Origin of the sequence: Undibacterium sp. GrIS 1.8 (assembly GCF_040544445.1) — a bacterium.
Classification (GTDB): domain Bacteria; phylum Pseudomonadota; class Gammaproteobacteria; order Burkholderiales; family Burkholderiaceae_D; genus Undibacterium.
In genome coordinates this window covers 38,959-59,425 of the sequence record NZ_JBEONQ010000010.1, presented here as the reverse complement: position 1 = coordinate 59,425, position 20,467 = coordinate 38,959, and the positions used below count along the sequence as shown (strand labels likewise).

The window sequence follows — 20,467 nt, the reverse complement described above, 5'->3', positions numbered from 1 at the left end:
CGATTGATGTCGGGCTTTTGTTCTTTAGAAACTTGGATTAGCTTGGCCAGGACAATTTATACGCCTGATTTAAAAAGAGACTGACCGATTATTTCCCAACAAATGTATCGGAATAACATTTGAGCGAAAAACAAAAGGGGTCGCATTTGCATGCGACCCCTTAATTATTTGGCTCCCCGACCTGGACTCGAACCAGGGACCTGCGGATTAACAGTCCGTCGCTCTACCAACTGAGCTATCAGGGAATAGAAGAAATGATGATCTTCGTTAAACTTTTTACTGCACTTGCAACATGCTAGGAATTCTGTGGCTCCCCGACCTGGACTCGAACCAGGGACCTGCGGATTAACAGTCCGTCGCTCTACCAACTGAGCTATCAGGGAACAGAGACAAAGATTATATGCGTCTTTGCCTGTTCTGTCAAAATTTTTCTACCCTGAAACGTCTATAAAACCTTAGCAATTGCGTCAATGACGACATCGATATTGCGCTTGTTTAAAGCTGCAACACAAATACGACCGGTATCGACAGCGTAGATAGAATTGTTATCACGCAGCTTTTCTACTTGCTCTTTCGTTAAGCCGGAGTAAGAAAACATGCCGCGTTGCTGGGTCACAAAGTCAAAGTTATGCGCTGGTGCTTTTGCTTTTAACTCTGCAACGAAGGCAGAGCGCATTTCGCGGATGCGTACGCGCATGCCTGCCAGTTCTTCTTCCCACAATTGGCGCAGTTCTGGTGTTGACAATACGGTCGCAACCACTTGGCCGCCGTGAGTTGGTGGATTGGAATAGTTAGTACGGATTACACGCTTTAATTGAGACATGATGCGCGCGGCTTCTTCTGCGCTGGAGGCGGCAATACTCAGTGCGCCAACGCGCTCGCCGTACAAAGAGAAGGATTTAGAGAATGAATTGGAGACAAACAGGGCGCATCCAGTTTCGGCAAAGCGGCGTACTACTTTGCCATCGGCTTCTATGCCATCGCCAAAACCTTGGTAAGCCATATCCAGGAAAGGCACCAGTTTGCGCTCGGTGACGACTGCGATGACTTCCGTCCATTGTGCATCGCTCAGATCGGCGCCAGTCGGATTGTGGCAGCAAGCATGCAGCAATACGATTGAACCCGCTGGCATGGCCTTCAGTGCCTCCAGCATGCCTGCAAAGTTCACACCTTTAGTCACTGCGTCGTAATAAGGGTAGGAATTGACCACAAAGCCAGCAGATTCAAACAAGGCGCGATGGTTTTCCCAGCTTGGATCACTGATCCATACTTGCGAATTCGGTGCGAAGCGTTTTAAAAAGTCGGCACCCAATTTCAATGCACCAGTGCCACCAATTGCTTGCGCCGTGATGACACGCTTTTCTACAACAACGGCACTGTCTGCACCGAACACTAATTCTTGTACTGCTTTATCATAAGCAGCTAAACCTTCGATCGGTAAGTAAGTGCGTGGCGCGAATTTTTCCATCAAAATAGCTTCGGCTTTTTTGACGCATTCCAACAATGGCACTTTGCCATTATCATCGTAATAAACGCCGACACCAAGATTGACTTTAGCGGGATTTTTATCCGCGTTAAAGCCCTCTGTGATGCCGAGGATAGGGTCGCGTGGTGCCATTTCTATGGCAGAGAACAGGGAGGCGGAGGCAGGTGCGTTCATCGTGATAATATGAAAAATTAGCTGTCAAATTTCTGACAGAAAGGTTGGAATAATGCCAATTGGTGACAATCTGGACATGCTTGAAATTTCAATCACCTCATTCTAACAAAGGTAAGTGCGTCATGCCTGTAACATCGATAATTTCTGCTGAAAATAATAGCAATACCAATAATCCGCCGGAAGGCAAGTTCGTCACTTTTCCGGATTCTCAGTTCGAGCTATTTCAGCCTTTTCCTCCGGCGGGCGATCAACCGGCTGCGATTGCCAAGTTGCTGGAAGGGATTAATGACGGTTTGTTTTTCCAGACTTTGCTTGGGGTAACCGGTTCTGGCAAAACTTATACGATGGCAAATGTGATCGCGCAAAGCGGCCGGCCTGCGATTATTTTTGCACCTAACAAAACCCTGGCGGCGCAGTTGTACAGCGAGTTCCGCGAATTTTTTCCGCGTAATGCCGTGGAGTATTTCGTCAGCTACTACGATTATTATCAGCCGGAAGCGTATGTCCCACAGCGTGATTTATTTATCGAAAAAGATTCTGCGATCAACGAACATATTGAGCAAATGCGCTTGTCTTGTACCAAGTCACTGATGGAGCGGCGCGACGTGATTATCGTCGCGACCGTCTCTGCGATTTACGGTATCGGTAATCCTAGCGAATATCACAAGATGATTTTGATCTTGCGTGCGAAAGACAAAGTCAGCCAGCGGGATTTGATTGCGCGCCTGATTCAGATGCAATACACCAGGAATGAAATTGATTTCGGTCGCGGTACATTCCGGGTGCGTGGCGATACGATTGATATCTTCCCGGCAGAACATGCTGAACTAGCAGTACGGGTAGAAATGTTTGATGATGAGATCGAAAATCTCCAATTATTTGATCCGCTGACCGGCCGCGTAAAACAAAAAATTCCACGCTTTACTGTCTATCCCAGTTCGCATTATGTGACCCCGCGCGAGACCGTATTGCGCGCAGTAGAAACCATCAAAATCGAGCTACGTGAACGCTTAGAATTTTTCCGTAAAGAGAATAAGCTGATTGAAGAGCAGCGGATAGAACAACGCACACGTTTTGATTTAGAGATGATGTCCGAGATCGGTTTTACTAAAGGTATTGAAAACTATTCACGCCATTTAAGCGGTGCTAAAGCCGGAGATCCACCGCCGACACTGGTGGATTATTTACCCGCAGACGCGCTCATGTTTTTAGATGAGTCACATGTACTGACCGGACAGTTAAACGGCATGTATAACGGCGACAGAGCGCGAAAAACAAATCTGGTTGATTATGGTTTCCGGCTGCCGTCCGCGCTAGATAATCGTCCGCTCAAGTTTGCAGAATTTGAGAGCAAAATGCGGCAAACCATTTTTGTGTCAGCCACACCGGCAGAATATGAAAAGCAGCATGCCGATCAGGTTGTTGAGCAAGTAGTACGACCTACAGGCTTGGTCGATCCGCTGATTGAAGTGCGTCCGGCATTAACGCAAGTCGATGATCTGATGAACGAGATTACGATTCGTGTACAGAAAAATGAGCGTGTCTTGGTCACGACATTGACCAAGCGAATGTCCGAGCAATTGACCGATTTTTTGGCGGACAATGGCATCAAAGTACGTTATTTACACAGCGATATTGATACGGTAGAGCGGGTAGAAATTATCCGTGATCTACGTTTGGGTACCTTCGATGTGCTGGTCGGCATTAACCTTTTACGAGAAGGTCTGGATATTCCAGAAGTGTCTTTGGTGGCGATCTTGGATGCCGACAAGGAAGGCTTCCTGCGGTCGGAGCGTAGCCTGATTCAAACCATAGGCCGTGCTGCACGTAATTTAAACGGGATGGCAATTTTATACGGCGATAAAATTACTGAATCTATGCGTCGCGCCATTGATGAGACTGAACGTCGGCGCACTAAACAAGTTGCGTTTAATTTGGCGAATAACATCACGCCTATCGGCATTAAAAAACAGATTAAAGATTTAATTGATGGCGTCTACAGCCAACAAGAAGCCAAGCAAGAGCTAGAAGCTGCACAAGAGCATGCACGCTATGAAGTCATGAGTGAGAAGCAAATTAGCAGAGAAATAAAGCGCTTGGAAAAACTCATGCTCGATCACGCCAAAAATCTGGAGTTTGAAAAAGCGGCCCAGGTACGTGATCAATTAGCGCATCTGAAAGCGCAAGTATTCGGCGCGGGCGGCAGTGATAATGTGTTGTCGTTAGCGAATAAGTAGTAGTTGGAAATTTCCATTTTTTCATCGTCCAATAATAATGCGGCTCCCAAGGCAAAAAAGGCCTAGGAGCCGCATTTTTATTGGACGGTCAAAATCTGTATTTTATGTAAGGTTTCCGCTATTCCTTCGACTTAGCTAAATACGAGTTGCAATTGATATTAGCAAGGACGAAGGTGAAGCATGGTACAGGCGATAACATCATCTGCAATCATTGGCGGAAGTAGTGCCGCTAATCCGGGCAATGCCGCTTCGGCGCTTGCCAGTCTTCAGGCGCAGCTTGCCAGGTATCAGCAACAGCTATCTGATTGTGTAAATTGCGCGTCGTCCAAAACGATAGAAGGCAAAGTGCAAATTCAATCGGTGTCTAGCAAAATTAGTCAGGTCAGGGCGCGTATTGATCAGGTCAACAGCGTCAATGCAAGTCAGCAAACGCCTCTCCCCAAAACCAGTCGTTCTAAAGAAAATAATAGCATCACCAAGGATTTGACCATCGCTCCAGCAATAGAGAATCGCACGGTCACTCCGCCAAGCTTAAGCATTGCGAATCCCGTTATCGGCGGCAATATCAATACACTTGCATAGTCGCCAAAGCCCAACTGCGCTGTTTTGAGCAGAATAAAACTCCACCTAATACTATGCAGGAGTGTCAGCAATCTGCAACCCTGCATTGGTGGCATTGTTGAAGCCCCAGTAAACATTGTGAGCTCTTAAACGATACGCTATATTGCTGCTCAAACCCATTTCAAAGGAGAATGCAGTGAAGCCACAAACCCACAAACCAAGTAATGCTTTCATCGGGGCATCTTGGCTCGCGCTGCTGGTCGGTGCCATTACATTCATGGTCGGCTTATGGAATGCCAGCATGCAGTTGAATGAAAAAGGCTATTACTTCACCATCTTCATGTACGGCTTATTTTCTGCCGTGTCCTTGCAGAAATCCGTCCGCGACCGTATGGAGGACATTCCCGTTACTGGCATCTATTTTGGCTTATGCTGGGTATCCACCGGGCTAGCAATTTTGTTGTTGGCAGTTGGTTTATTTAATGCCACGCTAGCCGCTAGCGAGAAGGGTTTTTACGCGATGGCATTTTTGCTGAGTTTGTTTGCTGCAGTAGCAGTACAGAAGAATGTACGCGATCTTTCTATGCTAAAAGACGATGGTAGTTATCCAGAAAACTGATCTTGATTGACTAACATCAATAGCAAAACATACTGAAAAATTGAATTTTGATCGTCCAATCATTCTGCGGGCTCCAGGCTAAAAATGGTCTGGGAGCCTCAGAATGATTGGATCTTTAAATGTTGCGCTAGAAGCCTCTGCTGCATAGATTTGTTTACTGGCTTATGCGGTTATTTACCAGGTTTAAGCTGGCAATAATATTCTGCCTGGGTTGCGTCTGGCGATGCCAGTGAATGCAAAATCAACTTCAGGGTAGTGTCCGGAAACGATATCTGCAATCGCGCGACCTGATCCGGCACCCATTGTCCAACCCAAAGTGCCATGACCTGTGTTGAGGTAAAGATTGCTGTATTTGGTCTTGCCGATGTATGGCACATTGGATGGTGTCAACGGACGCAAACCAGTCCAGTAGGTTGGGTTCTCGTAGTCGCAGGCGTTCGGAAATAACTCGCGGGTGCGGCGGGTAATCGCTTCGCAACGAGCCGTATTTAAATCACGTCCATAGCCGTTGACCTCGCAAGTGCCGGCAACGCGCAAACGGTCACCCAGGCGTGACACAACTAATTTATAGCCGTCATCAGTCAGCGAAACCGTCGGTGCTTCGTCAGGATTGGTGATCTGGTAGGTAGCGGAATAGCCTTTGCCTGGATAAATCATCAGATTGACGCCCAAAGGCTTTAACAATGGCTGCGAGAAGCTGCCCATTGCCATTACAAAAGAATCCGCGCGCAAGACTTTATGGCGGCCTTCTGCATCAATGACTTCGACGCCGACAACTTTAGCCGATGAGCCGCTGCCCTCAGTCAGCAAGCGGGTGACGCTAGTATTGAATTGGAAATCGACACCTGCTTCGGCAGCTTTTTTGGCTAAGCCACTGGTAAATTTATAGACATCGCCGGACTCATCGGTCTCTGTGTAATCGCCGCCGACGATTTTGTCCCGGATACTGGCAAGTGCTGGCTCGATGCGTACGACTTCGTCTGCGCCGATTGAATCACGCTGACAACCGAGATCGCGCATCAATTTTGCGGCTGGTAAGGAGTCATCAAATTCTTTTTTATCGGTATAAAAATGCAAAATACCTTTGGTTAGACAGTCGTAGTCGATGCCTGTTTCAGCACGAACTGCTTGCAAGGTTTGACGGCTATATTCAGAAATCGCAACGATCTGGCGGATGTTATCTGCTGTGCGTCCAGGCGTACATTCGCGTAAAAAACTCATGCCCCAGAGCCATTGCAACCATTCTGCGCGTGGACGGAACAATAAAGGCGCGTCTTCTTTGCCTAACCATTTTAAGACTTTGAGTGGTGCTGAAGGATTCGCCCAAGGTTCGGCGTGAGAGACAGAGATCTGGCAGCCGTTGGCAAAACTGGTCTCTTGTGCCGCACCGGGTTGACGCTCGATCACAGTAACATCATGACCTTGCTTTTTGAGAAACCAGGCAGAAGAGGTGCCGATAATGCCAGAGCCGAGAACGATAACTTTCATGGGGAGAATCTCCTAGAGCGACAGTTTTGCGAGGAATTCGCGATAGCGAGATTGTAGAAAGTTATTGATTATTAATGCAATCAATCAGAGGGTAAATGTTTTTATTTTTAAAAGTAATTTTTTGAATTGTGTTTATAAAACAAAAATAATAGAAAATTATTTTTTATTTTGTAATTTTGACTTTAGTGATCTCTTGTGTCACTGCGCGGGTGATTACTTCTTCCATTGTCTTGTGTAAACCACCACGAATTTCGATTGCCAGGCTCTCGACGGCGGTTTGTAATACATCAGCGAGACTATCGCGTACACGATGCTCCAGCACAAAATCCACTCTTGATAACACCTGACGTAATACATTTTCTCTTAAGGTTTGCTCTAGCTTTTGCCAGTCTTCTTCGCTGAGTTGCATTGCTGTTGGTGCTGTGTTCGATACTGCGTCTGACCCAGTAATCTGGTTGACTGGCGCAGCTATCGTCGCAGTGCCAGAGGCGACTGCCGGGGAGAATTGCGTGCCGGGTTGAATAATTTCGGTAAGTACCGGAATACTGGCATCGATTTGATTGCTCATTTGACGTGATAACTTATGAAGGGCTGTGGGGAATAACTTAGCTTACTCTGCTGTACTTAATTACTTTACTTTTGCAGCGCCGTTAGGCGCATTGGCATTAGTGTGGGATAAAGTATGTCCTTGTTGCTGATAAAAGCGATAACGCTCCCGTCCTGCGGTGGTGGCGGCATCGTCCGTTGCGATGATTTCTATCATGCGTTCAAACTGATCAAAATGGCTGGGTGTAGTTGCCGTTAAGTTAATCAATAACTGATGATGCGGAAATATCGCTGTGTCGTCATCCGTCAAGATCACTGGTGTATGAGTCGCCAGTGCATCGTCCTGCATCACATGCGGTAAAAAGTCGATTTCTGAAAACGTCCATAGCGCACTATTCAGCGCATCTAATTGTGCCCGGTTGCTATCAAATACCACCACCTTACAATTTGCCGCTCTGGCCTTACGGATCAGGCGGCATGCGTAGTTGAGCTTATCGGGTACATTGCTATGGAAATCAATCCGCATCATTTTGATCTTTAAGTTTGTTTTTATTTTATTTTTAATTATTTTATTTTTAAGCAAGCAAGGCTAATAAAAAAACTTAAAAACTCAGCTTAAAAACGGAAGCCACCGTCATTATTAGGGTTGGCTGGCGGCAGTTTTTTTTGTCTTACTTTGTCGCTATCTCCATTATTACTAGCATCTTTAGGTGCCGTTGCTGGCACCGGCGCAGCTGCCTCTGCCGTTGAGTATTTGTAATCTTTTGGCAGCTTATTGGTTTCTGGGTAGCCAGCGTTACTCAGCGCGGTACGCCATTCGGTGGTATTCAAACCTTTGAATCTACTACTGTTAATGATTAAAAACGGTAGTTGATTATCGCCACTAACTTGCTTGAGTTTTTTTGCATCTTCATCCGAATTAACGGTTTTTTCTTTAAAAGGAATACCGTTAGCTTTCAAGAAAGTGCGTCCCTCATCACAAGGACTGCAATCAGAACTCGTGTACAGAATGACAGGATTTTTTACTACCGCGGCTGCTAACTCAGGCGGCAAATTACTTGCAGGTTCGCCGCTGTCAAATGATCTGGTTTGTAATTGCTTCACAGACGGTGGCGGCGGTACGTCGCTATAAGTGACTTTGCCATCAGCACCGACCCACTTATACAACTGCGCCTGGGCGCTGCCCATAGCGAATACACCTACCACTGTGCCGATTAGCAAGAGGCGGGTACGTATTGATATTTGCTGTTTCATTATATTCTCCGTGTTCTCTATAAACGTCAGGCAGCCATGCCGCTGTGGCGCAATAGCGCGTCAATAGCAGGCTCTCTGCCACGGAACGCTTTAAAAGACTCCAGGGCTGGGCGGGAGCCACCGACTTCTAATACTTGTGACTGAAATTGTTGTCCTACTACACGTGACAGTGTACTGCCTTCCGCTATGCTAGCCTCTTCAAATGCGGCATATGCATCGGCAGACAAGACCTCTGCCCATTTATAGCTGAAATAACCCGCTGCATAGCCGCCTGCAAAGATATGGCTGAAAGAATGCTGAAAGCGGTTAAACGCAGGTGGATTGAAGACCGACACTTGTGCTCTTACCGCATCTGCAATCGCTTGCACATTCTGACCGGACTCAATGGCATCATGCAGACGCATATCAAATAAAGAAAACTCAACCTGACGCAAGGTCTGCATACCTGACTGGAAGTTTTTTGCAGCAATCATTTTGTCGTACAGCGCACGCGGCAATGGCTCACCCGATTCCGCGTGGGCTGTCATCCCTTGCAGAACATCCCATTCCCAGCAGAAGTTTTCCATAAACTGAGATGGTAATTCGACCGCATCCCACTCCACGCCAGAGATGCCCGATACGGATAATTCTTCGACTTGCGTCAATAAATGATGCAGCCCATGACCAAATTCATGGAACAGTGTAATCACTTCATCATGCGTGAACAGGGCAGGTTTGGTCACACCGTTAGTCGTGACTGGTTCGCTAAAATTGCAGGTCAGATAAGCAACTGGCGTCTGTATACCGGTCGCAGTACGGCGTCGGCCACGTGCATCATCCATCCAGGCGCCGCCACGTTTGCCGCTGCGTGCATATAAATCGAGGTAGAACTGTCCGACGAGTTTGCCAGCTTTTTCTATCCGATAAAACTTGACATCAGGATGCCAGCTTGGCGCACTGTCTAGACGAATTTCTACTGCAAACAAGGTTTCGATCACATTGAACAAGCCGGCGACGACTTGCTGCTCAGGGAAATATTGTTTTAATTCTTGCTCAGAAAAGGCATAGCGTTGTTCGCGCAGTTTTTCTGAAGCGTAAGTGGTGTCCCAGGATTGCAAATCATCGATACCTAATTGATCTTTAGCAAAACTGCGCAACTCTGCCAAATCTTTTTCTGCAAAAGGGCGGGCGCGGTTCGCCAGATCTAATAAGAAATGACTTACCTGCGCTGGCGTTTCCGCCATCTTGGCCACCAGTGATACTTCAGCAAAATTGTGATAGCCCAGCAAATTAGCTTCTTCCTGGCGCAAGGCTAGCAATTCGGTGATGATCGCAGTGTTGTCCCACTCAGGATTGCTGCCTAACTCAGATGCCTTGGTTGCATTGGCGCGGTAGATCGTTTCGCGCAGGGCACGATTATCTGCGTATTGCAGGAGTGGGAAATAGGACGGGAAATGCAGCGTAAATTTATAACCCGGCTTACCGTCTTTTTCAGCAGCGGATTTTGCCGCTTGTAAAACATCGTCTGGCAAACCTTTTAGCTCATCCAGATTATCGATGAACAAACCGTAGTCATTAGTTGCATCTAGTACGTTTTCTGAAAACTTAGTAGAGAGAGCGGCATGTTTTTCTTGTACTTCTGCATAGCGGACTTTTTTATCGTCCGATAATTCTGCACCACCCAGACGGAAATCGCGCACAGCGTTGTTGACGATAGTTTGTCGCGCCGGCGTAAAGTGCGCAAATTCCGGACTGGCTTGCAAGGCTTTGTACTTGTCGAACAACGCAAGATTTTGACCCAGAGCGGTCCAAAACTCCGTGATGATGGGCTGATTCTCGTTATACGCAGCACGTAGTTCTGGTGTATCTGCGACGCCGTTAAGGTGACTAACAATGCCCCAGGCGCGACCGAGTTTTTCGGTGGCGTTTTCCAAAGGCTCAACAAAATTTTCCCATGTGACGGGATCTGTTGCCGCCTCCAGTTGTGCGACGACGGCACGATTTTCTTCCAATAAGACCGCAATCGCTGGCGCTATATGCTCAGGTTTGATGGCATCGAAGCGTGGTAAATCGCTAAAGTCAAGCAGGGGATTTTGTTGCGTCATTGTTGTTCCAGTCAGCTGGTAAATTCGTTTAAATTCTTGAGGAGTTCTTAAAGTCGTTCTGCAGCTTCTATCGTGTTGACCAGTAACATCGTAATCGTCATCGGGCCAACACCGCCAGGGACTGGAGTGATGTAGCCAGCGACCTCTTTGACATTAAGGTAATCAACGTCACCACATAATTTGCCTTCGTCATCGCGATTCATCCCCACATCCAACACCACTGCACCGGGTTTGACCATATCAGCAGTCACGATGTTCCGTTTGCCAGTGGCGACCACCAAAATATCGGCGTTGCGCGTATGGGCGCCTAAATCGCGTGTCTTAGAATTGCAGATGGTGACAGTAGCACCTGCTTGCAAGAGCAACATTGCCTGCGGTTTACCGACAATATTGGATGCACCTACCACCACGGCATTGGCACCGCGGATAGGGTAGTCGATTGATTCCAACATTTTCATCACACCATAAGGTGTGCAAGGACGGAACAGCGGTTGCCCCGTCATCAGCAGGCCTGCATTACTGATATGAAATCCGTCTACATCTTTTTCCGCTGCAATCGCTTCAATCACTTTATTCGCATCAATATGGGCTGGCAAAGGTAACTGCACCAAAATACCGTTGATCTTGCTGTCATTGTTCAGTCTCGCGATGTGCGCGAGCAGGGCGGTTTCGCTCAGGTCTGCGTCGTATTTTTCCAGCACAGAATAAAAGCCGCAGTCCTCACAGGCTTTGACTTTGTTGCGTACATATACTTGCGACGCCGGATTTTCACCCACCAAAATCACCGCCAAACCGGGTTGTTTGCCTTGCGCTGTAAGTGCTGCGGCGCGTTGGGTCACTTCGGCACGAATTTGTTGAGATAGCTGTGTTCCGCTGATGATATGGGCTGTCATGGTGGGCTTTGCAAAAGAAGATCAAGCCAAGATTATAAATTATGCGCTGGGTAGCTGGAGAACAATAGGGCGTATCGCCTCCATTGGAATAATCCCAGCTTAGATAACTAGCTTGCGAGCGATAGTGATCTGCCTGATTCAAGACAAAAGTTCGGGATGCTATCCTAAAATTGAATGACGAAGAGTGCAGTGTGTCGTGCGTCGCACCTTCGTATAACTGTTCAATATTTAATTGGATTTTATAATATACACCTAGGCAGTATATTTTGATTGTCCAATTAAGTATTGGTCGGTAGGATATATTTCCCTAAAAAAATGGGGAGTATATTGCTGCTAGCGGTAAACCATCCATACCAGAGCCACGATTCCTAGTACTAATAGGCCCAAGACAAACTTAAGCAGAGGACGGCCCTTTTTTTCATTCGCTGTTTTCAATCTGACACGCGACATCGATGCTCTGCGATCGGTGGATAATTTCTGTCTCTTTTCGTCAGAATCAATTTTAATTAAAGTGATGATAGGGACAGGATCGAGTTTTAGTAGTTTGGCATACGCACGGATAAAGCCCCGCACAATTGCGGGCTCTGGTAGGGATGCGTAATCATCCGCCTCAATTGAAATTATTTGGCGGGGAGCCATTTTCAATTGTGATGCAACTTGTGGAACTGACCAACCCAAGGCATTTCTGGCGGCTGCTAGTTTTGCGCCAGGCGACGATGCTAATTTTTCGGCATCAGCATTAGATAACTCTGTCGCAATTGGCGTTCCTAATCTTGACTCTATTAATTCTTGATAGTGAAAAGTTCCCGTTACTTCTGGTGGAACTGGTTCACCTGATACTGACTTACTCATCAAACCCTCACATAAATAGATGACATTTTGATCAAAGTGCATGCCAACTATAGCATCAAGCAAGGATCTTTCCTCAACTTCAGTATCTTGATTGGGAAGAAGTAGACGCTGTCTCCAGGAAACGTCATTTAATCCGGAGACTTTACGCTGCATTTGTCGCTGATTTTAAAAGAATCGGGTAAGCTGCCGTACTCTATGGCAATACATTGAGCGAGGCCGATTTTGTGTTGCGCGTCAGAAATAGTTTCTGACTAGGGGACGGTCAAGCTCAAGTGCTTAGCTCAATAAGTTTGTCGGAAAAGTACAGCCAGTGTCCGGCCACAATTGACAGATTAGCTTATTTAAATCAGCTTCTCTTGACAATAATGGTGTTGTAGATGCTGGAGTCTTAGTTGGGTTTTAGTTGAGTCTTAGCTTTGTTTTTTTGGAGTGCTATCAATGATAAAAATTACCGTCGATTCTTATAATAATGAAGCGCCACTCAGTCCGATTTCCGCTATTTTTGGCGAGGAACAAGGAACAGTAGGGCGTAGTGACGATAATTTTCTGGTTTTGCCTGACCCTAAACATTTTGTCTCCCGAATTCAAGCAAAAGTTTGGAGCAATGGAGATCAGCATCAATTGATTAACCTCAGTTTGGCTAATCCGATACTTATCAATGGAACAGAAATCGCGGCAGAGCAGGCACACAAAATCTACGCTGGTGATCAGATTCAAATTGGCCTGTACATATTGAGTGTTGTCTCTACAGAGGGGGCACAAGTACCAGCGAATTTACCTGACCCCTTGCCTGATGTATCTGAACTCGCGAAATCAGCAGATACGAAAGTAAGTTTGCCACTGCCCGCCAAAGCAACGCCAATGACTATTAATCCAATGGCTAATGCTACAAAAACTCTGATTCAACCACCGCAATTTTTGTTACGCGCAGAAGCTACTTCTGTAGAAGCAGAAAATGTCGTCACCTTGCAAGAGCTACCGACGAGCCAGACAGACGCGTCGCAGCCTACGCAGAAGCAAGCATCTGCGGCGGCAACAACTGATATGCAGAAACCTGTGGCAGACAGTGCTGATTTGCTACAAGCATTTTTAAATGGTGCGGGTCTTCCCTCGCTCAATCTGTCCTCGGGTTTAACACCCGAGTTGATGGAAATCTTAGGCAAACTTGTTGCAACTTCCGTACAAGGCACGATGGGACTAATTGCTCAGCGGGCGCTAGTCAAACGAGAAGTGAATGCCGAAGTAACGATGGTGGTTTTACGAAAAAATAATCCCTTAAAGTTTTTCCCTGATAGCCAGACGGTATTGACCCAGATGTTGCGGAAAAAAATGCCGGGTTTTATGGCGCCAGCGGAGGCAATGGAAGATGCTTTCCTCGATTTGCGCGCCCACCAGCTAGGTGTCGTCGCAGGAATGAAGGCAGCAATGGAAAGCCTGTTGCATAAACTTCATCCAGCCGGATTTGAAAAACATTTAAAAGCGCCAAGCTTTTTGGACAGTCTCAACCCAGCACGCCGTAAAGCTGAGATGTGGGATCATTTTTCCGAACTATTTGATCGTATCTCATTAGAATCCAAAGATGAGTTTCAGTCCTTATTTGGTAAAGAATTTTTAGCTGCCTACGAGAACGAAGTTGAACGAGTAAAACACGACTCGCCAGATGCATAATAAATATTTCTATGAGATGACGTAAAGATGCATCTGGAGATAGCTCAAATTACGGCGATTGGTAATAGACAAACTAATCAAGACGCTCTCGCCAGTGCGCTCGAGGACGACTTGGCCTGTTTTGTATTAGCCGATGGTACCGGTGGTCATGAGGGCGGTGAGGTTGCTGCCAATCTTGTGACTGAATGCATCACAGAAAAATTTGTGCAGGAAGCATCGTTCAGTCCACGTGCTTTGCGTTCTTATGTCGATTGGGCAATGCTGAAAGTAGCTCAAAAAAAACTGGGGAACATTCAACAAAAAAATATGAGTGCGACCGTGGCTACTATTTTGATCGACAGGAGTAATCGTTGTGCACTATGGGCGCATTTAGGCGACACCAGAGTTTATCTATTCCGTGATGGAAAAATTAAAACGATTTCAAAAGATCACAGCTATGCACAGAGAATGGTCGATGCTGGTTACGCCGATTACGCTTTGCTTCGCCAGCATCCTCAGCGTAGCATGTTATTTGCCGCTATCGGTGCAGAGGGCGACAGTCTTCCCGAAGTGACAATGGACGCGGTTGACTTGCAGGATGGCGACGCATTTTTATTGTGTACGGACGGTTTTTGGGAATGGGTAAACGAAAACCAGATGGAGCAAAGTCTGTCCTCTGCACAAAGTTGCGATGCGTGGTTATCTCAGATGAACTTAATAGCCGAACAGAATATTCGGGTTTCCAGTGCTAGCAGAACGAGTAGAGATAATTTTTCGGCTTTTGCTATTTGCATACATGACTCGAAAAGAGTGGTCTAAGGGCGGCTAATGTATAAGCGTATTAATTTTAGAATGAACACATTTTTATTTCCGAGTAAGTCTTGAGTATAGAAAAAATACGCGCTAATGCAAAGTCAGAGGCGCTTCAATCTGTTGTCCAGAATTGCCTGGCTGTAGGCACTCGACTGAACGACTTTGAGATCACTGGTATTCTCGGTGAGGGTGGGTTCGGTATTGTCTATTTGGCGTTTGATCACTCTCTTCAGCGTACTGTCGCAATCAAGGAATACATGCCAGGCGCATTAGCTAGCCGGGCGGCTGATTCTAGTGTGGTTGTGCGGGTAGAGCGTCACAAGAAGACCTTTGACGCAGGATTAAAAAGCTTTATCAATGAAGCCCGCCTGTTAGCGCAGTTTGATCATCCGTTTTTAGTTAAAGTGTACCGGTTTTGGGAAGAGAACAAAACCGCGTATATGGTGATGCGGCACTATGATGGCTTTACGTTGAAAGAAATCGTAAACCAGCGCCCAGAGTTAGTGACAGAAGCATGGCTTAAATTTATTTTTAAGCAAATCCTGGAGGCATTGGATACGCTTTATAAAGCCAAAATACTGCATCGTGACGTATCGCCGGATAATATTATCGTACAAAAAAACGGTGATGCTGTGTTGCTTGACTTTGGTTCTGCGCGCCAGATTATTGGCGATATGACGCAAGGGTTAACCGTTATTTTAAAGCCTGGTTACGCACCGGTTGAGCAGTATTCGGATGAGGATGATTTGCAGCAAGGCCCTTGGACAGATATTTATGCTCTAGCTGCGGTAATGTATTTTACGATCCTGAAAACGCCACCTCCGATTTCAGTAGCACGCATCGTTAAAGATACTTTGAACCATCTCCAAAATCAGGATCGTCCTGGCTTTAGTACAAAATTTCTCATGGCAGTCGATAAGGGGCTGGCTATACAGCCACAAGATCGCCCTCAGACTGTGGACGAGTTCCGGCGCTTATTAGGCATTAGCGCGTTTGGTTCCGCTCGAACCTCTCGCTTAAGCAAATCGGGCGCCAATGTTGATCTTACAAGCGAAACGAATGATCAGATTGCTAAAGTTGCCAGTATTAAAAATGTCGCCTACAAAAATGCCGTAGCTAGTGCCACTGCTAGCGTCGATGACGTTCCTGGAATCGGTGAGTCCAGGTTAATTACTATCATTAAAAAAAATAAATCCAAGATATTGGCCGGTACTTTAGGCCTGTGTTTTTTCCTTGATATTAGTATTTATTTTTCTGTGCAACATCGCGCAGTAAAACCCTTATTAAACTCTATCGCAAAACCCTTGCCGCTCACAGCTCCAACTGCTCCTCAACCAGCGGCAGTCGCTAGCGATATAAAATTTTCATCCGCCATTCCCCAAGATAGTGTTACCGACAAGCTCCCTGAAATTAATCACGAGAAATTAGCTTGGGATAAATTGAGTGCTGATGCAAATTTATCAAAACAAGCGGTGAGTACATTTTTGCAGCAATTTCCGAATGGAAAATACGCAGAGTTAGCTCAGGCACGCATCAATGAATTCAATCAATCTGAGACCTTAGCTAAGACGACTGCCCCATTAGTGCAAGACAAGGCGCTTAGTAAATTCAATGTCAAATTAACGATTAAGCCATGGGGTACGGTGTTTGTAGACGGCGTTCAAAATGGTGCCAGCCCACCATTAAAGAATTTAAAATTGGCTAAAGGCATTCATAAGATTCGAGTGACCAATCCCGGGTTCCCCGATTTTGTTACTGAGGTGGACACTAGCAAAAATAATTCAGCCACTTCAGTTACCATAGAGCACGAGTTTACTGCTAAATAAATGTCAATGAATAACCATCAACTGTCTAAATATCTCTGCATAAGTACGCTTGCGTTTTCTTGCATGCTATTGATAGGGTGCGAAAGTGTCTCCAAACTGACAACTCCTCAAAAAACTGCGGTAAAAAACAGAGAAGTAAAACCTGCTCAGCCACCCGTACCCACAGCAGTAGAACCAACTCCCGTAGTGCCAATTGTAGGCGGTGATGTGCAGGCTTTAAAGGACGGAGCGGCGTTATATAACGATGGTGATTACAACGGGGCAATTAAGAGACTAAGTAATGCAAATGAAATCTGGAATGGTCATAACAAGGCTATTCAACTAGAGGCATTAAAGACGATGGCGTTTAGTTACTGTGTCACCTCCAGAACGCAACTTTGCCGCCAGCAATTTGAGCGTGCACTTAAGATTGATCCCACTTTTGATTTGATGCCTAGTGAAATCGGTCACCCTATCTGGGGACCCGTATTTTTAAAAGCTAAAAAAGCAAAATAAAATAATTCACCCCAACACAAGTACGATCCTTTTAGCCGTCTGTATCCATGTCAATGCAGTCGCGTGAAGCAGTAATACTGCTCCCTCCAGACGCAAAGTCTCGGTAAATTTCAAAATCGGCTAATCAGCCACCACACTCCGTAAGCAAAATTATTTCTTCTAGTGGATGAGTGCTCGTCGTGGTCTGTCTTTTTCAGCCGCATAAGCAAACTCAATAGCTGATCGTGACAAATTATTCTTAATCGGTATTTACCGCTATTTGATCCAGATTTTCTATTGGAATAGCGACCAATGTGCCTTTGGCGAGTTGGCTAGACGCGACGCCGCCGCCAGGCGGCTCGGCAGAGGTGCAATTGTTGCTGTAGCGTTGGCACACATATGGCGATGATGATGTCCTAAACGCCGCATGCCATCTGGGTGGCGGCTTCAAACTACGGAGTGGTAGCGGTCTGATGGGAAATCTGGGTTTGTTACGCCTCGGTCTTTTGGCGAAAATTCCATTTTTCTTGCGGAGTGCATAGAAAATTCAGATTCAGAAGTTTCATAGAAGGATTATATTGCACCGCAACCAAAATATCACATTATGAAATCAAATATCGCTATTTGAAAAATTAAAAACTGCTGTTAAAATACCTTCGCAAAGAATTATTATGATTTAAAAACAAGCACTAATTTGTCGATACGCCACCGCGCTTCGCTTCGAAAGCGCACTATCAGGAGACCCAGCAGATGTCAACTTCTTCACCCCAGATCGACCAAGTTTTGGCGCAAGCCGTCAATGATCCCGATGTTATGGAAACCTCTGAGTGGCTTGATGCACTGGAGTCTGTGATCGATAAAGAAGGGCCAGAGCGAGCGCATTATCTGATGGAGCGCATGGTCGATCTGGCGCGTCGCCGTGGCGCGCATATTCCGTTTTCCAGCAACACTGCTTATGTCAACACGATCCCGGCGCACCTTGGTGAGCATTGCCCGGGCAATCTGGAAATTGAAGAGCGTCTGCGTTCTATGATGCGTTGGAACGCCATGGCGATGGTCGTCAAGGCCAATCGCGTAGATGGTGATCTGGGTGGTCATCTATCCAGTTTTGCCTCACTGGCGAATATGTTGGGTATTGGCTTCAACCATTTTTGGCACGCGCCAACCGAAGATCACGGTGGCGATTTGCTGTACATTCAGGGTCATTCATCGCCGGGTATCTATGCCCGTGCTTTTTTAGAAGGCCGTTTAACCGAAGATCAACTGATCCATTTCCGTCGCGAAGTGGATGGTAAAGGTTTGTCGTCTTATCCGCATCCAAAACTGATGCCAGATTTTTGGCAATTCCCGACGGTATCGATGGGTCTTGGTCCCTTGATGGCGATTTATCAGGCACGTTTCCTGAAGTATCTGCATGCACGTGGTATCGCTGACACCGAGAAGCGTAAAGTCTGGGCGTTTTGTGGCGATGGTGAGATGGACGAACCAGAATCCATGGGTGCGATTGGTATGGCAGGCCGCGAGCAATTGGACAATCTGGTCATCGTCGTCAACTGTAATTTACAACGTCTGGATGGCCCGGTGCGTGGTAACGGCAAGATTATTCAAGAGCTGGAATCAGATTTCCGTGGCGCAGGCTGGAATGTGGTTAAAGTGATTTGGGGCAGCGGCTGGGATGAGTTGCTCGCTAAAGATAAAGACGGCATCTTACAAAAAGTCATGATGGAAACCGTCGATGGCGAATACCAAAATTACAAAGCCAAAGATGGTGCATATGTCCGCGCTAACTTCTTTGGCAAGCATCCAAAATTGTTGGAAATGGTCAGCAAAATGTCAGATGACGACATCTGGCGTCTGACTCGTGGTGGACATGATCCCCACAAAATTTATGCCGCATTTAAAGTCGCACAAGATAACAAAGGTCAGCCGACTGTGATCTTGGCAAAGAGTATTAAAGGCTTTGGCTTTGGTAAATCAGGTGAGGCGCGTAACACCGCGCATAACACGAAAAAGCTGGATGACGAAGCGATTAAAGCAATGCGCGACCGTTTCCAACTCCCAATCGCTGATGCAGATTTGCCTGGTATTCCTTTTTACAAACCTGCCGACGACACGCCAGAAATGCAATACCTGCAAGCCCGTCGTAAAGCGCTCGGCGGCTATTTGCCACAACGTCGTCAAAAAGCCGATGAAGAATTGATTGTCCCTGAGTTGTCGGCATTTAAAGCGATGCTGGAACCGACTGCCGAAGGCCGTGAGATTTCTACTACTGCTGCTTATGTACGTATTTTGACTGCCTTGTTACGCGATGCCAGTTTAGGTCCGCGTGTTGTACCTATTATGGTTGATGAGTCCCGTACGTTTGGTATGGAAGGCTTGTTCCGTCAGATCGGTATCTTCAGTCAGGTTGGTCAATTGTATGAGCCAGTCGATAAAGATCAGGTGATGTATTACCGCGAAGATAAAGCTGGTCAGATTTTGCAAGAAGGGATTAATGAAGCGGGTGGTATGAGTTCATGGATCGCCGCTGCGACCTCATATTCGACCAACAACCGCGTGATGATTCCGTTTTATACCTACTACTCGATGTTTGGTCTGCAACGGATTGGCGATCTGGCCTGGGCAGCTGGTGATATGCGCGCTCGCGGCTTCTTGTTAGGTGGTACAGCGGGCCGTACTACTCTGAACGGGGAAGGTTTGCAGCATGAAGACGGCCACAGCCATGTACTAGCTTCGACAATACCTAACTGCGTACCTTACGACCCGACGTTCGCACATGAAGTCGCCGTCATCATGCATGATGGTCTGCGCCGTATGGTCACTAATCAGGAAGACGTGTTTTACTACCTGACTCTGATGAATGAGAACTACAGCCATCCGGGACTGAAAGAGGGACAAGAGGAAGGCATCATTAAAGGTTTGTACCTGTTGCAAAAATCCGAGAGCGTGACCAAGCACCGTGTGCAACTGATGGGCTCCGGCACAATCTTGCGTGAAGTGATTGCTGCAGCAGAATTGTTGCAAAATGATTTTGGTATCGCGGCTGATGTCTGGTCTGCACCAAGCTTTACTTTATTAGCCCGTGATGGTCAGGATGTAGAACGTTGGAATATGTTGCACCCAACCGCAGAGCCACGTGTAGCCCACATTACTCAATGCTTAAAAGATACGACAGGTCCGGTAATCGTTTCTACTGATTACATGCGTACCTTTGCAGAACAAGTGCGTGCGTTCATTCCAAAAGGTCGCAGCTACAAAGTCTTGGGTACGGATGGGTTTGGTCGTTCTGACAGTCGTGCAAAATTGCGTGAATTCTTTGAGGTTAATCGCTATTTCGTGGTGATCGCTGCACTCAAAACTTTGGCCGATGAAGGCGTGTTGTCTGCCTCTGTTGTTGCCCAGGCTATTGAAAAGTACGGCATCAACGCAGACAAACCTAATCCGGTCACTGTGTAAGTTATCTGGGTTAATTTACTTACCTAAGCAAGCATGAGCAAAGAAGGGCGCACTCAG

At 46.5% G+C, this 20,467-nt stretch carries 17 protein-coding genes and 2 tRNA genes; 8 read left to right on the top strand and 11 right to left on the bottom strand.

Annotated elements, in window-relative coordinates; genetic code table 11:
- Positions 1 to 169: 169 nt before the first annotated feature.
- From AAKU64_RS06650 to AAKU64_RS06640, 3 genes are all read right to left on the bottom strand, one after another.
- Positions 170 to 245 (bottom strand) — tRNA-Asn (locus tag AAKU64_RS06650).
- Positions 246 to 307: 62 nt separating this feature from the next.
- Positions 308 to 383, bottom strand: a tRNA-Asn gene (locus tag AAKU64_RS06645).
- Between the two features lie 62 nt (positions 384 to 445).
- Entirely contained in the window at positions 446 to 1,660 is a 1,215-nt protein-coding gene (locus tag AAKU64_RS06640) for an amino acid aminotransferase (protein WP_354333886.1), read from the bottom strand.
- Between the two features lie 122 nt (positions 1,661 to 1,782).
- Here AAKU64_RS06640 and uvrB point away from each other — a divergent pair, with 122 nt between their 5' ends.
- From uvrB to yiaA, 3 genes are all read left to right on the top strand, one after another.
- Entirely contained in the window at positions 1,783 to 3,897 is a 2,115-nt protein-coding gene (uvrB, locus tag AAKU64_RS06635; RefSeq protein WP_354361895.1) for an excinuclease ABC subunit UvrB, read from the top strand.
- A 180-nt stretch (positions 3,898 to 4,077) separates the two neighbouring features.
- A complete protein-coding gene (locus tag AAKU64_RS06630) occupies positions 4,078 to 4,479 on the top strand; it encodes a FlxA-like family protein (protein WP_354333882.1) in 402 nt (133 codons plus the stop codon).
- Between the two features lie 175 nt (positions 4,480 to 4,654).
- Positions 4,655 to 5,077: an inner membrane protein YiaA gene (gene yiaA, locus AAKU64_RS06625; protein WP_354333880.1), complete on the top strand. Its 423-nt coding sequence runs from the start codon at positions 4,655 to 4,657 to the stop codon at positions 5,075 to 5,077.
- Positions 5,078 to 5,260: 183 nt separating this feature from the next.
- Here the strand turns inward: yiaA and AAKU64_RS06620 are convergent, their stop codons facing one another.
- The 7 genes from AAKU64_RS06620 to AAKU64_RS06590 all read right to left on the bottom strand — a co-directional run bounded on the left by AAKU64_RS06620 (position 5,261) and on the right by AAKU64_RS06590 (position 12,347).
- Entirely contained in the window at positions 5,261 to 6,565 is a 1,305-nt protein-coding gene (locus tag AAKU64_RS06620) for a D-amino acid dehydrogenase (RefSeq protein WP_322119164.1), read from the bottom strand.
- Between the two features lie 163 nt (positions 6,566 to 6,728).
- Positions 6,729 to 7,133, bottom strand: a complete 405-nt coding sequence (locus AAKU64_RS06615) for a DUF2486 family protein (protein WP_354333878.1) — start codon at positions 7,131 to 7,133, stop codon at positions 6,729 to 6,731.
- Positions 7,134 to 7,193: 60 nt separating this feature from the next.
- A complete protein-coding gene (locus AAKU64_RS06610) occupies positions 7,194 to 7,640 on the bottom strand; it encodes a DNA polymerase III subunit chi (protein WP_354333876.1) in 447 nt (148 codons plus the stop codon).
- 86 nt (positions 7,641 to 7,726) lie between these two features.
- Entirely contained in the window at positions 7,727 to 8,365 is a 639-nt protein-coding gene (locus AAKU64_RS06605) for a glutaredoxin family protein (RefSeq protein WP_354333533.1), read from the bottom strand.
- A gap of 26 nt (positions 8,366 to 8,391) precedes the next feature.
- Positions 8,392 to 10,449, bottom strand: a complete 2,058-nt coding sequence (locus AAKU64_RS06600; RefSeq protein ID WP_354361894.1) for a M3 family metallopeptidase — start codon at positions 10,447 to 10,449, stop codon at positions 8,392 to 8,394.
- Positions 10,450 to 10,496: 47 nt separating this feature from the next.
- Positions 10,497 to 11,342 (bottom strand): bifunctional methylenetetrahydrofolate dehydrogenase/methenyltetrahydrofolate cyclohydrolase FolD, encoded by an 846-nt coding sequence (gene folD / locus AAKU64_RS06595; protein WP_354333537.1) that lies wholly within the window; start codon positions 11,340 to 11,342, stop codon positions 10,497 to 10,499.
- A gap of 333 nt (positions 11,343 to 11,675) precedes the next feature.
- Entirely contained in the window at positions 11,676 to 12,347 is a 672-nt protein-coding gene (locus AAKU64_RS06590) for a helix-turn-helix domain-containing protein (RefSeq protein WP_354333539.1), read from the bottom strand.
- A gap of 285 nt (positions 12,348 to 12,632) precedes the next feature.
- On the opposite strand from AAKU64_RS06590, the gene tagH reads away from it, so the two are divergent.
- The 4 genes from tagH to AAKU64_RS06570 all read left to right on the top strand — a co-directional run bounded on the left by tagH (position 12,633) and on the right by AAKU64_RS06570 (position 16,975).
- On the top strand, positions 12,633 to 13,862 hold the full coding sequence (gene tagH, locus AAKU64_RS06585; RefSeq protein ID WP_354333541.1) for a type VI secretion system-associated FHA domain protein TagH: 1,230 nt from the start codon (positions 12,633 to 12,635) through the stop codon (positions 13,860 to 13,862).
- Positions 13,863 to 13,889: 27 nt separating this feature from the next.
- Positions 13,890 to 14,660, top strand: a complete 771-nt coding sequence (locus tag AAKU64_RS06580) for a PP2C family protein-serine/threonine phosphatase (protein ID WP_354333543.1) — start codon at positions 13,890 to 13,892, stop codon at positions 14,658 to 14,660.
- Between the two features lie 62 nt (positions 14,661 to 14,722).
- The gene (locus AAKU64_RS06575; protein ID WP_354361893.1) at positions 14,723 to 16,480 is read left to right on the top strand and encodes a serine/threonine protein kinase; all 1,758 of its coding nucleotides are present in this window, start codon (positions 14,723 to 14,725) and stop codon (positions 16,478 to 16,480) included.
- Positions 16,481 to 16,486: 6 nt separating this feature from the next.
- Positions 16,487 to 16,975, top strand: a complete 489-nt coding sequence (locus AAKU64_RS06570; RefSeq protein ID WP_354333546.1) for a TssQ family T6SS-associated lipoprotein — start codon at positions 16,487 to 16,489, stop codon at positions 16,973 to 16,975.
- 238 nt (positions 16,976 to 17,213) lie between these two features.
- Here the strand turns inward: AAKU64_RS06570 and AAKU64_RS06565 are convergent, their stop codons facing one another.
- On the bottom strand, positions 17,214 to 17,405 hold the full coding sequence (locus tag AAKU64_RS06565) for a hypothetical protein (protein ID WP_354333548.1): 192 nt from the start codon (positions 17,403 to 17,405) through the stop codon (positions 17,214 to 17,216).
- Between the two features lie 299 nt (positions 17,406 to 17,704).
- On the opposite strand from AAKU64_RS06565, the gene aceE reads away from it, so the two are divergent.
- Positions 17,705 to 20,410 (top strand): pyruvate dehydrogenase (acetyl-transferring), homodimeric type, encoded by a 2,706-nt coding sequence (aceE, locus tag AAKU64_RS06560; RefSeq protein WP_354361892.1) that lies wholly within the window; start codon positions 17,705 to 17,707, stop codon positions 20,408 to 20,410.
- Positions 20,411 to 20,467 lie beyond the last annotated feature (57 nt).

Excerpts from the sequence above, each read along its gene's own strand:
- AAKU64_RS06640 (WP_354333886.1), bottom strand. The coding sequence starts at position 1,660 with ATGAACGCACCTGCCTCCGCCTCCCTGTTCTCTGCCATAGAAATGGCA.
- uvrB (WP_354361895.1), top strand. The coding sequence starts at position 1,783 with ATGCCTGTAACATCGATAATTTCTGCTGAAAATAATAGCAATACCAAT.
- AAKU64_RS06630 (WP_354333882.1), top strand. The coding sequence starts at position 4,078 with ATGGTACAGGCGATAACATCATCTGCAATCATTGGCGGAAGTAGTGCC.
- AAKU64_RS06620 (WP_322119164.1), bottom strand. The coding sequence starts at position 6,565 with ATGAAAGTTATCGTTCTCGGCTCTGGCATTATCGGCACCTCTTCTGCC.
- AAKU64_RS06615 (WP_354333878.1), bottom strand. The coding sequence starts at position 7,133 with ATGAGCAATCAAATCGATGCCAGTATTCCGGTACTTACCGAAATTATT.
- AAKU64_RS06610 (WP_354333876.1), bottom strand. The coding sequence starts at position 7,640 with ATGATGCGGATTGATTTCCATAGCAATGTACCCGATAAGCTCAACTAC.
- AAKU64_RS06605 (WP_354333533.1), bottom strand. The coding sequence starts at position 8,365 with ATGAAACAGCAAATATCAATACGTACCCGCCTCTTGCTAATCGGCACA.
- AAKU64_RS06600 (WP_354361894.1), bottom strand. The coding sequence starts at position 10,449 with ATGACGCAACAAAATCCCCTGCTTGACTTTAGCGATTTACCACGCTTC.
- folD (WP_354333537.1), bottom strand. The coding sequence starts at position 11,342 with ATGACAGCCCATATCATCAGCGGAACACAGCTATCTCAACAAATTCGT.
- AAKU64_RS06590 (WP_354333539.1), bottom strand. The coding sequence starts at position 12,347 with ATGCAGCGTAAAGTCTCCGGATTAAATGACGTTTCCTGGAGACAGCGT.
- tagH (WP_354333541.1), top strand. The coding sequence starts at position 12,633 with ATGATAAAAATTACCGTCGATTCTTATAATAATGAAGCGCCACTCAGT.
- AAKU64_RS06580 (WP_354333543.1), top strand. The coding sequence starts at position 13,890 with ATGCATCTGGAGATAGCTCAAATTACGGCGATTGGTAATAGACAAACT.
- AAKU64_RS06570 (WP_354333546.1), top strand. The coding sequence starts at position 16,487 with ATGAATAACCATCAACTGTCTAAATATCTCTGCATAAGTACGCTTGCG.
- aceE (WP_354361892.1), top strand. The coding sequence starts at position 17,705 with ATGTCAACTTCTTCACCCCAGATCGACCAAGTTTTGGCGCAAGCCGTC.